Origin of the sequence: Leptolyngbya sp. AN10 (genome assembly GCF_050565645.1) — a bacterium.
Classification (GTDB): domain Bacteria; phylum Cyanobacteriota; class Cyanobacteriia; order Leptolyngbyales; family Leptolyngbyaceae; genus Leptolyngbya.
Genome location: NZ_JBNXVP010000005.1, coordinates 264815 through 281697, shown reverse-complemented (window position 1 = coordinate 281697; position 16883 = coordinate 264815). Strand labels below are relative to the sequence as shown.

The window sequence follows — 16883 nt, the reverse complement described above, 5'->3', positions numbered from 1 at the left end:
AATGTCGTTTCAAAGACTTCCAGACTTTCAAAAACCGCTGCAATTCGATCAGGGTTGGGTGTTTTATCCCTATGAAAATGCGGGAGATTGCTTCGTATTGCCGAATGCGATCGACATTGGGAACACAAATGATAAACCCGATTTCAGCCTCATCCTAGTTCGCGGTCAGAATCCAATCCTTCCCCCAAAACCACATGGATTGTTAGAGTTCCGATTGCAGCCACATTATCCATTCACTGAAGCGCTAGAGGCTATCAGAACTAAGATATCGGATGCAACGATTCAACCTGTGATTTTTAGAGCAGGATTTCTGAGATTGTATGCAGATCAAGCTCCAGATGATCTTAAAGTTCCAATTCCACTCGCTTGGAATGGTTTAACCAGTGCGCGATATGGATTGACCGTTTCGGATTTAACTGCGATCGAACTCAAAGGCGCATTGATAGGGAACATTCTCAAACTAATGGCGCGGGCTGAAATGGAGATGATTGGAGTTGCGCCGCGTTTACCGATTCGAGTTCGATTTGATCCAGCGGTATTGCTCGATCGTCTATCAGGTAACTCTCGACAGATTGCTTGCGAGGATATTACAACCTTCTTCCGAAACAATCTAAATCTGCTGGAAATCATTGGAGATAGTTCAAATCCTGAACTTGCGGAAACAATGACCGATTGGGTTCGCGCTCATTTTGGAACATTCATTCCTTCTCCAAACAATGACGGTAGAGCTTATATTGAACTTGCGTCTGTTAGTTCAGGTTACTATGAATGGGACTTGTCTCAACCATTGCAAGCTTATCGAACAGTGATTTTAACGCTTGATCCGTTAGCTTCTGCACGTCGAATTGTTCAGGAGCGAGGATTGAGCGCCATTTTTCAAGAAGCGATCGTGCCTGCAATTCCTACAGGATCTTGGTCGATCAATGTTGCGGCAAATTTACCCGATCGTAGACCTGGAGTACTTTCGATTAGTGTCTGTCTCAAAGCGCCTCCTGTGCTTCCACATCGTCCTCAAGCGCGAATCGTTTCCTCTGAATTGGTTCCACCAAATGACTCGGCAAAGTTACTTCTTAGGCTCTCTCCGAATGAGCAGCCGAACTATACTTTTTCAACTTCGGTCGTAGTTCAGGATGTGAACGGGATTCAGCAATTGAACAGTGAGAACTTTGTACACAAGGGCGATCGCTTATATATTCGTCCCGATCAGTTCCCAGTGAATTTCATTTTGATGGATATTGCTCGATCGCTGTTATCGGTTGCCAAAGTTCAAGGAATTTGTCGCTGGCAAGACCATGAAAAATCGAATGCACAATGGTTTGATCTTGACAGTGAACTTGCATTAGCACTTCCAAAGACTGCGACAAATCCAACACTTGAACTAACAGCGCAATCTCTCGATAGTTCTCAAACGCTCAAAATCCCTCCATTCCCTGCAAAAAACTGCCAAATCGGTCTGCACTCATTTCGAGAGTATGGAGCACATCAGGTCAGGATTGAATGCGAATTTAGTGGCGATTTGAAAGTTTATGCGATCGAGCTAATTCCCGAAGATTCCTCGGAAAGCCGCATCTTGTTCTTCACACCTGCTGATCCCATCAAAGTTTGGAGTTGGTTTGCAAAATCACCCTTCAAAGCTGTATATCGCTATCGTCCGCGCCGTGAACCTGCTGCCGAATGGTCAGAGGTGCAGTCTCCATTTGTTCCACTCAAAATTCAAGGTGATTTAACATGAAGGACATTGAATATTATGTCGATCGCTCTGATCCGACTCGGTTTTACTACATTCCGGGCACTCCCAAGTCTCAAGAAACGCCTCAAGGTCATCCTGCGGCATCCATGATTGTGCTGGATCAAGTTGCAATGCTGCAATTAAGCAGTGAATGGAGTGTCCGGAGTGAGGAATTAGAAGAATTGGAAAGCGCGATCACAGAACAGTTCGAGCTAGAAACCGTTTCTCTACAGCCTGCTCCACTGTCTATTGAGTCAGTCACACTATCGCTGAGAACGAACAAGGGTGATTATGAAGTTCTCAGTGAGAGTGAATCATCAGGCTATCCACCTTACACAGCGGTGTTTAGTGTGCAGCTTGAAGGCGATCAGAAAGCACAAGCGATCGCGGCTTTTAATGGTCGAAAAGAACAATTAATCATTACTTACAAAGCAGTGTTAAGAGCATCCGTTATTGAGCGAACTACGGATGTAAGTACCTGGTTTGGCTGTGGGAATGGAATGGACTATGTTCAAGTTCTAGCCATTTAAGAGGATGTTTGAGGAGTATAAAAAGCGGCTTTGCTGCGTTGCGAGTCCGCCCGGAAATGAATTTCCGGGCGGGTGAATGCGATGAACGATTGCTTTTCAAACACCCTCTAAACATTCCCCGATCGGCTACTCTCATTTCCCCCTCTGATTTCGCAGAATTAACACAGATACGCAACATCAGGACTAACAATCATGCTACAAATTGAAAAAGTTCAAGTCATCGAAGGTATCACAGTTTATGGTGACGAAGACCCTACATTGTTCTATCTCGTCCCTGACCTGCCACGCTTTCGGATGAATGATGACGGTCGCCCATCGTTTAGCTTCTACAAATATCGGATGCCTATCGATCGAGCAGATCAAACCAAAGGCGGCGGTTTCTTAGTATGCGATGTCGAGTTTAGTGTTCCTGAAGATAAGAAACAACTCATTGTCAAAAAGCTTCAAGAACAAGTTGATCAACTGTTCCCAAGTAGCAATCCAAAGCCTCAAGTTCAGATTGGAACCATTACCTATACCAAAGGAACTGCAAAGCTCAACGTTGAAAGCATCAGCGATAAGTTTGTTGAAACCGTTTTCAACCCTGGAAAACCCTCGCTTTACGGACGGAACATCACCCCATTTACTATCGAATTAACGGATCTTGGTGCAACCTTCTTCGAGCAAGCCCTCCAAAACAAAGGTGGATTTGTTCAAGTTGCTTATGATCTCTACTGTGTCGTGAAACTGCCTGCAATCACGGCTCGGATCTGGTTTGATTCCAGCAAGTTTCAAAGCTTTGTTGAAGATTTTACCAAACGAGAACAATCCCAGGGAGCATTTGGTACAGTTTGGCGCTGGTTGTTTGGTGGCACAAATCGCAATCGAACTACCATCAACAAAACTGTGAGCGAATATGCAACTCAGTATCAATGGGGCGGCGTTGAAATCGACTTCAAAGACTTCAAAACATCCGATGATGTCAAGCAAAAAATTCGCGATTGGGCAATGAATTCTTTAGCAGAAGCAATCAAGAATTCTAACGAAGACAAGTTGCAGCCATTCACCGAAGAGCAGAAGAAAATTCCTGACAATGCAACCGATTTTCATCTGCGGCTGAGTCAATACAAGTTCAGTAGCTTTAATAATTCCTACAAAGAAAGTCAAGCCGTAGAATGGAATATGGCTCCTCAAGGAATGTTGCAGCCGATTACGACTCTGCTCGATAAAGATGGTAAGCCGCTGAAATGGGAAGACTATGCAACGACTGTCGATCTGGATGATCCGTTCTTCAAGACCTTGCAGGTTACAACTCGCGTGAATGCTGACTTCAAAGATTTGCCGCTTGATAGTGTGGAAGTTCACCTGGACTATCAGGAAGGCACAGTTCACCAGATTGATGAGTTCAGCTTTAACAATCCTGACAAAGTTGAGAAGTTCAAGTCATTTATCGAAAATGGCGAATGGACTTACAAGTATTGGTATCAGGTGAACTACAAAAACCAGAGCCGCGCTTACAAGTCGCAAGAAGCTGTTACTGATGAAAAGTTTCTCACAATCAACGTAGGTGAGACTGGAATTTTAGCGATCGACATCCTCCCCGGCGATTTGAACTGGAATCAAGTCACTCAAGCTCAAGTAAAACTCGCCTATGATGCCTCAGAAGGAGGTGTAGGTCAAATTGAGCGCGAATATTTACTCGATAAGAGCAATCCAAAAGCAAGGCTGAGAGAAGTTGTATTTGCACCTGTGAAAACGCCGTATCGCTATACTGTGAAGTACTTTATGGCAGATGGTAAAGAGTACCAAGTGACTGAGAAAACTTCTCGATCGCCGCAACTCTACATCAATGATCCGTTCAATGCGACGAAGACGGTGAGCTTACGAGCAGCAGGCGATCTCGACAAAGACATTCAAACCATCTTTGTCGATGTCAAGTACATTGATGCTAAGAATGAGTACATCAAATCTACAACCGTTGCCCTGAGCAAATCTCAGCCGTTCTTTGATTGGACATTTCCAGCGATCGACGAATCTGGCGGAACTGTAGTCTACAAAGGTACAATCCAGCTTAAAAATGGTCAAGTTGAGGAAATTCCCGAAACTGAGACGGATGACATCACGATCATGGTCGGTCGCAAGATCGAGGATATGCTGAATGTGAAAGTTGTTCCGGTTGGCATTGACTTTAACAAGGTAATGCTCGTAGTTGTATCTCTGAGCTATGAAGACCTCAAGAATGACATCATTGCACGAACGGATTTAACTTTCGATGCGAGTGCAAAGACACCTCAAACTTGGTCTGTGCCGCTGAAAGACAAGCATCTGAACAAGTATAGCTGGAATGCTGTTTTCTACATGGCGGATGGTTCGGAACGCAAGATGAATGCAACGCCTCAATTGTCTGATTCACTAACATTGGCGCTTCGGATGCCTGTTGGTGTGTAGTTCGACTTAAACTTGCACCAATCTTAACAAGAGGTATTTTGGGCGTTTCGTCCTCTGCGCTATCTCGCCCCGGAATGAATTCGGGGCTAACAGAACAAAGTCCCCTAAACGGGACTGAGAAACCATTTCAGCTTCTCCAGTCCGTTTCAACGGACTTCGCACCGATAGCCCCGAATTCATTCCGGGGCGGGCGAATGCGATGAACAAGAGCCTTGAAAATCGCTTGTTAAGACTAATGCAAGATCTGAGTCGATGTTCAACTGAGATCCGATTTCTCTACAAAAATCAGATCCCACTCCTCCACAAGTCAAAGAAACAATCATGCTATATCTCAATCCACCTTTCCACATCATCGAAGGCGTTTCACTCTTTAGCGATCATGCTGATCCGCTGCAATATTACTATCTGCCATTGATGCCGAAGTTGACCACGATCGAGGACAAAATCACAGGTCAACAAATCCCCCAAATTCAACTGATCAAGTATCGTGGTAAGGCAGGCAATGGCGGTTTTCTCAACTTTGATGTCAACATTGGCATTGAAGAGGAAGCTTTAGAGAAAATTCGTCAAAAGCTCAAACAAGTTGCAAATCTATCTCAAACTCCTCGCCTAGCTCCGGTTCCTTTAGTGGATGGTACTGTACGGCTCTTGTTACTCGGTAAGCAAACAGGCGATATTTCAAATCCGAGTAGTACTCCTCAGTTTGTACTCAAGATTGATCAATCTGCGAAACCTTCTTTGTATGGAAGTAACCAAGCTGCCTTTTCCGTTGCGCTGGATCAATATGGTGTAACGGTGATGGAGAAAGCGCTACAAGGTGAAATGTCTCCGATCGGGATTGTTTACTCACTCGATTATTTGGCGCTTCGTCCTGCTTACTCAGTCAAGCTTAACGTCGATTGGGATCGAGTTCAGAAGCATTTGGATGAACACTTCGGAATTGATGCGATGTTTGTGTCGATCGACATTGATAAAGCGGTCGATGAACTGATCGAAAATCGAGCGATCGTGATTGAAGCAGATACTTTTGTGCCAGAAGGAGAAGACGAAAGCGCAGTGCTAGGACGACGAGATCAAGCGGTGAACGAAGTTCGCGATATGATCACCGGTGCGTTTTTCAAACCTAGCATTGATCCTGTGAAAGAGGAAAAAGATGGATGGGATAAAGCGTTGTATGTTGCCGATCGCGTTTCTCAAATTGCGACGACGGGCGGATGGGCTTCGATGGGGACTTTCTCGTATAAGAAATTGGACTATACGCGCATCGATCGTAAATCTCTGGATGTCAATATCAGCGAGCGAACCACTGTTAAACGAAGCATCTATCCACAAGGTCATTTGAGCGGATTAACTCGCACGATCGCTCAACAAGGATTAGACCTGAAAGACTTTATTCTGTCGGTCGATTTGGATGATCCTTGGTTTGAGCGTCGTCGGTTAGCAGTGATTTCTCGCGGCAACTTTGAGGAGGACTCAATTAGCTCGATCAATGTTCGATTGAACTATGGAAGTTCGCCTACGAATGTGCTGTTAGAGTCTTCCAATGCTCGGACTCAACTCGATTGGGCAAGTATTGTCAACAATTCGATCATGCAGCGGGATGTTACGGCTCAGTACAAAGTAACCTTCAAAGGCATTGATGGGAATGAAAGACCGATCGCAGTTGAATCGGCTCCAACTATTTTCGATGGGGATAGTTTAGAAATCAATCCGCGTGAACTTTATTCGCTAGTTCATATCCCGATCGTTGCTCTAAGTTTTCCCTGGGATCGCTATCCACAAGTTGAAGTGCATCTGAAATACACCGATGAAAAGAACGGGATTCGGATGGATGATAGCTTTCTGCTAGATCAATCGCACAGTGAACAGACCTGGAAAATGTTTGTTCGCGATTCACAGCTTACACAATTCCAGTACAAGCTGATTTATCGTGCAGCGAACAATCGTGACATTGAAACGCCGTTCTTAGATGGAATTGATGAACGGATTACTTTGCGCGATCCAAGACCGAATAAGCGATCGCTAACGATTGCTTCTAGCTTAGATTGGAATTTGGTCGATCGAGCTTTTGTAGATCTAACTTACGATGATGCGAAAAATGATGTGTTTGTCGAACAATCATTTGAGTTCAACAAAGAAGATAGTAGTTCTAAAACTTTCAAAGTGGATCTTGTAAATCCAGACTATCGCACGATCGCTTATCAAGTTACTTTGCTATTCAAAGGCGGTCGGACGCTAGAGATTCCGCCTTCTGTGACCAACGATCGACGAATTATTCTCCGAACTGATATGCAAGGTCATCGCATCATCACCGTTCAGCCGAAGAAGACAGACTTTGCAACGAAACGACTGGCAGAAATTCAAGTCGAACTGAACTATGAAGATGAAGACAATGGTTTGAGCTTTTCGGATCTGTTCACCTTTGAATCGAACAACGATCGAGCAACTTTCGAGTTTGACTATTCCGATCAGCAAAAGACAGCCTACCGCTACCGCATCACTTACCGCTATCTGAACGGCTTGTCTCGATCAATTGATTGGATCACGACTAATACTGATCTGCTCCTTTTACCTGTTGCCTAGAACTATGCTGTTACTTGGAACTAAAACTTTAACGATCGAGAATACGACGATTTTTGCGGATCACGCCGATCCGAATCAATTCTGGTATTTACCTCGTCCCGTCAAATTCGCCCGTAGAGGTGCTGATAAACGTGCCAGTTTCACTTTTATTAAATACAAGCCCGCAGCGGTCGCAGGAGGGGCAAAAGGGGGCGGATATTTGATGTTCGATGTGGATTTGCAGTTAGATCCCGCCATCGAACAGAGAATCTTAGGGAAATTAAGAGCATTTGCCCCCGATCGACCAAAACTTTCTGCGGTGTCATTTGATGAAGGAACCGTCGCCTGTGTTGCTCTCAACTTACAAGGCTCTGGAGGAACAACCGCACCCGATGGAACATTCAAAGCCGTTGAAAAGATTCTCGGTGCAACCATTCCTTCTCTCGATGCTACGAACTCAGCAACGTTAAGCTTAACGTTGAGCCAAGAAGGAGCAACTATCTTAGAGCAAGCATTTGAGCAGGGAACTACGCCCGTTGGCGTTCTCTACAATCTCAAATACACAGGAATGCGCCCTGCTTTAGAGGTCAAAATTACCGCAGATCTCAAGCGCGTTTACAATCACTTCAGTGCAGCTTTAAGCGGACAATACTACTTTGTCAAAGTGGGAATCGAAGCTGCATTTGAAAGCTTGGTGCAAAATGGTGCAATCAAAATCGAGGTGATTAACTATTCCAGTGCAGACGATCGAGCCGAAAAAGAGAAATGGGCACTCGACTTTTTTAAGGAAAACTTGCTCAAAGAATGGTTTGAGCCAACCTTAACTCCGGGTCAACTCGCAGGCGGACAAGTCACTGCCCCTGAACTACCCGATAGACCGTCTCCGAGCAATCCACCCACAGAGAATCCGCCTGAAACTCCACCCGCTTCAACTTCGGAGCGTCAATCTGCAACGCTTGAAATTACTAATCGCGATCCGAACCCTTTACCCGATGGCTGTACGATCGAACATACTCCCTCTTCAACCGGAACCGCTGAAACCCTTACCATTCGAGGTACTAATCCAACCGTAAGAGTTAACGGTGAAGTGCGATCGCTTGATGCCAACAATCAAATCACGATCGACATTGCCGACAATACCAACGCGAATATCATTGTCGAATATCCTGCAACGACCACAGATGAAACGTTCCATCTCTTCTTTGACTATGACAAACCTCGCGAATCCGGTTGGTCTACCAGTTCGAGAACTTACCTGAACTATCTGAACAATACCCCAAATCCACCGGATACAGAGTTCTCAAACACAGCATCGCGCCAAGGAATTACCGACGCGCAAGGATCACACATTTCCGGTGATGGCAACCAACTCAAAGATTGGGTAAGAAACCGACTTGCAGTTCCCAAAGATGTCACGATCAAGGCTCATGCCAGTTTCGAGAATGATGATTCACCACAGAAACAATCCTTCAATCTCAAGCTCTCTCAGCGGCGCTTACAAGTTGCGAAAGGTCTAATCCTACCGCTTGTCACCAGCACTACCGAGAACGCCTTCGGACACACACGAGCCAGAGATGCCCAACCTCAGAGAGTCGGAGATTTTCGCGATCGCGTTGCCGAAATCACCGGAAAAGTCATTGCTACACCAGCCGCAAAGATTGAAGCTAAACTTTCCCGCCCTGCTGCTAGTGTTACCCCAACTCCAACACCGACTCCAACTCCGACTCCAACTCCAACACCCGCACCCCAGCCAGTACCAATTGCCGGAGATCCAGCGATCGCACTCAAGCTCAAGTTCATTCACCAAGAAGAGCAAAAAACAGTCACCTTACAATACAATCGCTCTGAAGCAGTGCAGCGAACCTATGCGCCTCAAGGCTTGATCGGATTGTTGCTCAATGACTTAGCAGACAAGCGCAAACACTTTGTTGAAGTCGATTTAGATGATCCATTCTTTCGAGTTTTCACTGTTCAGTTAGATGGCTCGATCGACTTTGAACGCATCGGCTTAAAATCGGCTCAAGTTGCGATCGACTATGGCAATCCAAACAATGCGATCGAGCATAAACATGCTGATTTTGTCTTTGAACCGAATGAGCCGACTGAACAAAAGTTCGAGGTGTTCATGAACTCGACTGCTGACACGACTTATAGATATAGCGTTCAATATCACTTTGATCCAGGTTCAGATTGGGAAGGACGGGCTTACTCTTATGAAATTCCTGCGGTTCCCACAGACGATCGAACGCTTGCGATCAATCCATTTGAACATTTGGGATTCTTAGAAGCGCGGGTTGTTCCGAATCGAATTGATTGGGGTGTGATAGATTCGATTGATGCAATCTTGCTTTACCAAAGTCCGACAGGCTGGAACAAGACTAAGACATTCACGTTTACATCTACTTCAGCAACTCAGAATTGGAAACTGCGACTAGATGATCCGAATGCTCGATCGTACCATTATCGATTCACCTATCATCTCAAAGACGGAACCAAGCAAGAATCTGAAACGATCACAACCGAGGTAAGCGCGATCGCGCTGAATGATCCATTCGAGGCTGGATTAGATATTCAATTCATCCCCTTGTTTGCCCCTGGATCATTGCGAATGGCGTTCATTGATGTGAAATACAATGATCCGGTCAATCGCTACAACCGTGAAGAACGCTTAGAACTATCGGGAACATCAACTGCGCCAGTTCCATTACGCATCTCGCTTAAAGATCGAACGAAGCGATCGTTTCAATATCGACTTACGATCGTAAAAGACAATCAACTCCGACAGAGTGCATTTATTTCGACCGAAGAAACATTAATCGGTATCTCTGATAATATCTAGCCAATTTTGCCGTAGTTCTTATCAATGAGAAACTGCGGCATTTTTTTCGTCAAGACTCGACTTTTGGCGAATACTTCAGACTGAGATCCTTGGGTAGAGTGTCTCAGTTAGTCGATCGTGTCTCATGTCAGATTTACCTCAAACCGTGACCGAGCAAGCTTTCCTTGGAAAAGGATGGAGCTTTCCGATTCGCATTAATGTTCAAGGCAATGTTCAGCTTAGTAGTGGAGACCGCAGCATTGAGGAATCGATTTGGTTGATTTTGAGTACAAATGTGGGTGAACGGGTTGGTCGCCCAGAATTTGGCTCTACGTTGTCTGAATTGACCTTTGCTCCATTGAATTCGGACACATTAGTTTTGATGTGTGTTGCGGTGGAAGAAGCATTAGAACAGTGGGAGCCTCGAATTGAGATTGAGAATGTGCAAGCTGAACCTGATCCGATCAATGGACGAGTTGATATTCTGATTGACTATTCTGTGTTGGAAACTTATGAGCCGCGAAGTTTAGTGTATCCGTTCTATCTTCAGGGAGAACAAGACGAAGGGGAAGACCTAGAAGCGGAAGGGATGGGAGGATTTCAGGCTTTGCAAGATTGGTGAACTTATCTCAGTAAATCCGAATCAATGGCTCTATGATGGACTTTTTACCTCAGTTACCCAAATCTAATTTAGACGATCGCAGTTTTCAAGATCTTGTCGATGAAGCTCTACTTAGAATTCCCCGCTATTGCCCGGAGTGGACAAACTTTAATCCGAGTGATCCGGGTGTAACCATGATTGAGTTGTTTGCTTGGATGACCGAGCAAATGCTTCAACGATTCAATCAAGTTCCGCGTCGAAACTATGTTGCCTTTTTAGAACTATTAGGGGTGCGACTCCAGCCTCCAATGCCTGCCCGAACAGATTTAACTTTCTATCTCAACACCAATTTATCTGAACCTTATACGATCGCTCAAAATACTGAAGTTGCAACGCTTAGAACAGAAGCAGAATCTGCGATCGTCTTTAGTACCGATCAAGATTTAACGATCGATGTTCCAATGCTGCGTCATTTTCTCACCGCAGAAACCACAGAAGATCAGCCTGCAAACTTACGCGATTGTTTCACAAGTCGATGGATACAAACATCAGATGGAGCTTGGTCGGGTGCAGAACAATGTTTGTTTGCAGAACAGCCACAGCCCGGAAATTGCTTCTATCTAGTGTTTGATCCACGAGAATCATTAAGCGGCAATGTGGTTTCGATTACAGTTCGAGGAGAAGCAGCAACTTCGACTGGGATCAATCCTCATGTTCCACCGCGTCGGTGGGAAGCGTGGAATGGGCAAGCTTGGGAGCCAATTTTGCGGACTGAAGAAGACGATCGCACTCAGGGATTTAGCTTTAGTGATTTGAGCCAGCAACGCCCGAATACAGTTCAAACCGCAGATGTAGTTCTTCATTTGCCAAAGGAATTTCCAGTGTCGCAGTTCCAATCGTATCGAGGACATTGGTTACGCTGTGTGTGTGTTTCGACCAATGGCAAACAGCCTGATTATCGTCGATCGCCGCAAGTTTTAGGACTATCCGTACAATCGATCGGGGGAATGGTTCCTGCTAGTCAATGCTCTCGAATTGAAGATGAAATTTTGGGAACTAGCGATGGGACTGCGGGACAGACATTTCAATTGTTCGGTGCTCCAGTTTTAAGTCGAACTGAAGGCGAATATTTACAAGTGATCCCGCCGAATAGCTTGCCGCAGACCTGGCAAGAAGTCCCTGATTTCTCGGCTTCCGATGCTCACGATCGACATTATGTGATTGATTCTTTAACCGGAATGGTGCAGTTTGGTCCGTTAGTTCGAGAACCGATGCAACTGCGCCAAGAAATGCACGATCGTAATCAGATTCAATCTCAGAAGCGAGGAGCAGCGGTCACTTCACCGACTGAACTAGAGACTTTAGAACGTCAGTATGGAGCAATTCCACCACGCGGATCAACGATTCGGATGCTGTCTTATCGGACAGGAGGTGGACAGCAAGGCAATGTTCAACGGGGAATGTTGCGAGTGTTGAAAACAGCAGTTCCATTTGTCGCATCCGTGATTAATCATGAGCCTGCACAAAATGGGACAGATGCGGAATCGTTAGAACACGCGGCAATTCGAGTTCCGAAATTACTACGATCGAACAATCGCGCTGTCACTCCCGAAGACTTTGAAACTTTGACTTTACAAGCAGGTGGAGTTGCCCGCTGTCGATGTTTGCCTGCGAGTCACAATCAAGCAGCAGGAACCGTTCGATTGTTAATTGTGCCGAAAGTGAATTTAAGCTCGATCGATGAAAGTTCAGGCACTCATCCTGATCAAATGATCATTAGTTCAAGCTTGAGAGAGCAAATCTTGGCTTACCTGAATGAACGAAAGCTATTAGGGGTACAAATTCAACTCGAAACACCTGAGTATATTGGAGTTTCAGTTCGGGTTGAAGTAGGAATTGATCCGGTTTATAGCAATCCTCAAGCGCGAGAAACGATTTTGCGTCAATTACGATCGTTGTTGTATCGTTTCTTAAACCCAGTTATCGGAGGTTTAGATGGTATGGGTTGGGAATTTGGGCGACCTTTGTATCCGTCCGACATTGTGGCATTGTTCCAGCAAGTTCAAGGAGTGCGATATCTAGGAGCAGTGCAGCTATTTGAACTAAGATATCAATCGACCGGATGGGTTCGGAATCCTTCCCCGCAAACTGCGATTGATCCGGGAGCATTGGGACTGATTTGCTCTTGGAACGATCGACAACTTCGTGCCAATCATTCTATTAACTTGATTGCCTAACTATGCTGCAAACGTTTTCCAATCGATTGTTGCGGGTTCAACTGCTTGCAATGAAGGTGATGGAAGCAACGCCATCCACCGAAACAAGTGGCTTTAACTTAACATTGCATCCGGGAGAACCCACAGAACTGTTAGTGCAATTAGAAAATTTGGGAACTCGATCGCTATTCATTGATCTGCGACTAGAAAGTAATTGTCCAGCTTCGTGGCATCAAGTTGGAGTCGAAGGACAAGAACTATTACCCGGACGGAGAATGGACGCGGTTCTGTATTTCCAGATTCCGAGTGATTTCTTTGAGAATCAAACCGCATTGCGATCGGGTGAGACATTAACGATCGACTATCAAGGGCAAGTCGTCGTCTCTTATCACGAGGCAGAGCAAACCGAGCCAGAGATTGAATATGCAGCACTGAATCTCTTTGTTCGTCCACAGAGTCAGTATTCGCAATTTCTACCAACAGTGTATCGAGAAGTTGATTTTATCAATCGATTTCTCAAGATCTTTGAGCAAGCATTTGAACCTGTTGTTAATGCTAGTGATACCTTCTGGGCATATCTCAATCCAAATACTGCACCTCAAGCTTTACTGCCCTTTCTAGCGCATTGGGTAGATTGGCGACCTGATCCGCGTTGGAGTGTCGCACAACAGCGGCGATTGATTCAAAATGCGATCGAGATCTATCGCTGGCGGGGAACTCGGCGAGGGTTACGGCTTTTTCTGCATCTATACACAAACCTTCCGATCGATGATCATCTCAGCAATGAATCGGATAAACATATTTGCATTGAAGAAGCAACTTACAAAGCTTTCCATCTCGGAACAGTTGCACTCGGTCAAGACACTGCACTTGGTCGGGGTCGTCCTTATCATTTCATTGTTCGATTGCGGAAGCCCTCAGAGATGTCGATCGATGAGAAATTGATTCGCTACATCATCGAGCAAGAAAAGCCTGCGTTTTGTACTTATGAATTGTCGATCGTAGAAGGTTAATCTGATGACATTAGTTCCCTCACTCCAACCCTTTGAGCGCTTACAAGTTTCGGATGGATTGTTAATCAATGCCGATCGCTGGAAACACGCGCATGACTATCATCGCAAGCGCCAGAATGTTCTGTATCAATCGCTGAATCAGGCGGGAATTGTTTGGGGATTGGGAGTTTGTCCGATTGAAGCGCCAGCAGAAGTGACTTCACAGTATCGAGATGGACGCTGGATTCAGATTCAACCGGGACTTGCGATCGATGCGTTAGGAAATCCGATCGTGGTTCCAGAAGCGATCGACTTTCGGATTTCTTCTGAGCCATTCAATGATCAACCGTTGCTCGTGTATGTTGTCATTAGCTATGTTGATCCTGATCAGCTTTATCGTCCTTCTGGCTTGGAATTGGTTGCAGAATCTTTCCGAATTGATGAGAAAAATCATTTACCAGATGCTCTCGAAATTGAGCTTTGTCGAGTCGAATTACAGCCAGGAATTGAAAGAATAGAAACTGCAACCTCAGTACTATTTCCTCAGCACAATAGCCTAGATTTAAGACATCGCGTTTCAGCACAGTCTAAGGCGCAAGAAAGCGTTCAAGTTGCAACACTAAATCAATCGAAAATTCTCGATCGATTGGGATCATTAGCTCGATCGAGTCAAGGACTTTATCCGGACTTACAAATTAATGTTCGCGAACTCGAAACAAACTGGAATCAGCATCAACTCGTCGTTTTATCTTCATCAGCACTTTCGTTTACGGCATCACAATTAGAGCCAATTCGACAGTATGTTCAGCAAGGTGGAACAGTCTTGATTGAAAGTTCGATCGAGAATACCAGATTCAGAGAGATGCTACTGGTGCAGCAACAATTAGAGAATGCGATCGCAGAACTCGACACGAAACTATATTCTCCGAACTCCAGAATGAACACATTGGACACGGAATCTTTGGGTCGATCGCTTTCTTCTGAACTGGAGGCAATTAACACCGCAACTCAAGCGATCGCACAATCCGCGATTCAACCGTATCAAGACTTTGCCCAATCTCTAGATACCACCTTAATTCCTTGGAATCAGCTTCAAAACGATCATTTATTGCTCTCAAAGCCATTCCTGTTTAGCGCACTTCCCACAGTGAAGCACCAACCGATTCAGCTTTGGGCAGGAGAGGGTTTGATTGTAATGTTCGGTGAGCTATCGACCGCTTGGCAGAACAGCGATCGTACTTTGTCGAGAGAAACGATTCGATCGGCTCAAGAACTTGGCATCAATCTACTACACTATGCTTGGGTAAGACATCATCTGACGCAATTACAGCAATTAGCCTAAGGGGATGTTTGAGAGGTATAAGAGGGTTCTGCGCTTCGATTGCAGTTCGCCCGTGATTGGAAATCACGGTCTATCGGAAAAAGTCCACTAAAGGGGACTGAAAGCCAATTGAAACAGTCTCTTCAGTCTGTTTCAACAGACTTTGTTCCGATAGCCCCGAATTCATTCGAGGGGCGATTGATGCGATGAAAGATGACTTCTCAAATACCCTCTAATTATCAAGCATCGAAGTTCGACCTTTGGCTACTACTGCTCGATCGAGAATCCTTCTAAACTTGCGATGATTTTCCTCATTCTTTAGCCGCTATGCCATCGATTTCGATCCGACAAGCGCTACCTATTTTAATCATCACACCGTTTCTGATTGCGACTGGAATCACCGCAGCCATTCAGCTAGAAGGAAATCGCCGCGTGATGACTGACTTTGCAAAACAACTCACCAATCGCGCTGGACAACAAATCGATAATCGGATTTTGTCTTATCTACAGCGTCCTCAAGTCGTTAATCAAACGCTAAATAACAGCGATCGTAGTTCGCTTGCAAGTCTAAGTGACTTATCTCAATTAGAAGATTTTTTCTGGCAACAAACCCAAGACGCAAGCTCCTTAATCTATCCTTCCTATGGTGATGAGCAAGGGAACTTTGTCGGCGTAGAAATGATAGCTAAAGAAGAAATTGCTGCCTATATCAAAGATGCCTCCACTGGAACAAAGCGAGATGTCTATCGATTAGACAAGCAGGGAAATCGCACAGAGAAAATTGAATCGATCGACTATGATCCGCGCACTCGTCCTTGGTATACGGGAGCAAAAGAATCTGGAAAAGCAGGCTGGAGTCCAATCTATCTCTCCAAATCGGGTGTGATGATGATTGCGGCAACAACACCAATTTATAACACCGCTCAACAACTTCAAGGAGTGCTTGCCTATAACTTGCCACTTTCAGAACTTAGCGATCTACTTCGCACTACCAACCTTAGTCGCACCGGGCAAATGTTTATTCTGGAGCGAGATGGAACACTGGTTGCGACTTCTTCAGGAGTGCCGATCGTAGAACGGGATGGAAAACTTCAGCGCTTATCTATCTCACAAAGCGATAATCCGTTGATCAAAACGACATCACAAGAACTATCAAAGCGACTGGGTGAATTTCAGCAAGTAAAGTCTTCGCAGTTTATTGAATTCGAGTTCAATGGTCAGACCCAATTTGCTGAGATCGAGCCGATTCAAGATGAGCGCGGCATAGATTGGTTGCTGGTAATGGTTGTGCCCGAATCTGACTTTATGGGATCGATCGAAGCCAATACTCGATCGAGCTTGATGATTGCTTTTGCTCTCGCTGGATTAGCATCACTGCTCGGTTTAACCACGGCACGATGGATCATTCGACCGATCGAGAAAATTATTCAAACCGCGCAAGATATTGAAGCACAGCGATTTGATACGCAGCGATTAGAAGAAGTGAAAACGCGATCGGATGAAATTGGACAGTTGGCGCGGGTGTTTGAACAAATGACAGACATTGTTTACGCACGAGAGCGACAGTTACAAACTCAACTCAAAGACCTACAAAATCAATCGAATCAGACGCAAGGTGAAGCAACTGAAGAACAATATTTTCAGCGACTTCTGGAAAGAGCAAAAGCAGTGAGAGGAGCAAAGTAAA

Annotated in this window: 10 protein-coding genes; all 10 read left to right on the top strand. The window is 45.1% G+C overall.

What is annotated here, in order from left to right; translation table 11 throughout:
* Position 1: 1 nt before the first annotated feature.
* The 10 genes from ACQ4M5_RS09630 to ACQ4M5_RS09585 all read left to right on the top strand — a co-directional run bounded on the left by ACQ4M5_RS09630 (position 2) and on the right by ACQ4M5_RS09585 (position 16882).
* Entirely contained in the window at positions 2 to 1732 is a 1731-nt protein-coding gene (locus ACQ4M5_RS09630) for a hypothetical protein (RefSeq protein ID WP_430675365.1), read from the top strand.
* A complete protein-coding gene (locus tag ACQ4M5_RS09625; protein ID WP_430675364.1) occupies positions 1729 to 2259 on the top strand; it encodes a hypothetical protein in 531 nt (176 codons plus the stop codon). The genes ACQ4M5_RS09630 and ACQ4M5_RS09625 overlap by 4 nt, the downstream gene beginning before the upstream one ends.
* Positions 2260 to 2451: 192 nt before the next feature.
* Positions 2452 to 4686 carry a hypothetical protein gene (locus tag ACQ4M5_RS09620; protein ID WP_430675363.1) on the top strand — a complete coding sequence of 745 codons (2235 nt, stop codon included), beginning with the start codon at positions 2452 to 2454 and terminating at the stop codon, positions 4684 to 4686.
* A 321-nt stretch (positions 4687 to 5007) separates the two neighbouring features.
* The gene (locus ACQ4M5_RS09615) at positions 5008 to 7269 is read left to right on the top strand and encodes a hypothetical protein (protein WP_430675362.1); all 2262 of its coding nucleotides are present in this window, start codon (positions 5008 to 5010) and stop codon (positions 7267 to 7269) included.
* A 4-nt stretch (positions 7270 to 7273) separates the two neighbouring features.
* Complete coding sequence (locus ACQ4M5_RS09610) at positions 7274 to 10087, top strand: hypothetical protein (RefSeq protein WP_430675361.1); 2814 nt, start codon at positions 7274 to 7276, stop codon at positions 10085 to 10087.
* Between the two features lie 124 nt (positions 10088 to 10211).
* A complete protein-coding gene (locus tag ACQ4M5_RS09605; protein ID WP_430675360.1) occupies positions 10212 to 10688 on the top strand; it encodes a GPW/gp25 family protein in 477 nt (158 codons plus the stop codon).
* 32 nt (positions 10689 to 10720) lie between these two features.
* Positions 10721 to 12904 carry a putative baseplate assembly protein gene (locus ACQ4M5_RS09600; protein ID WP_430675359.1) on the top strand — a complete coding sequence of 728 codons (2184 nt, stop codon included), beginning with the start codon at positions 10721 to 10723 and terminating at the stop codon, positions 12902 to 12904.
* Between the two features lie 2 nt (positions 12905 to 12906).
* A complete protein-coding gene (locus ACQ4M5_RS09595; protein WP_430675358.1) occupies positions 12907 to 13896 on the top strand; it encodes a phage tail protein in 990 nt (329 codons plus the stop codon).
* A gap of 4 nt (positions 13897 to 13900) precedes the next feature.
* A complete protein-coding gene (locus tag ACQ4M5_RS09590; RefSeq protein WP_430675356.1) occupies positions 13901 to 15217 on the top strand; it encodes a hypothetical protein in 1317 nt (438 codons plus the stop codon).
* Between the two features lie 306 nt (positions 15218 to 15523).
* On the top strand, positions 15524 to 16882 hold the full coding sequence (locus ACQ4M5_RS09585; RefSeq protein WP_430675355.1) for a HAMP domain-containing protein: 1359 nt from the start codon (positions 15524 to 15526) through the stop codon (positions 16880 to 16882).
* Position 16883: the final 1 nt, after the last annotated feature.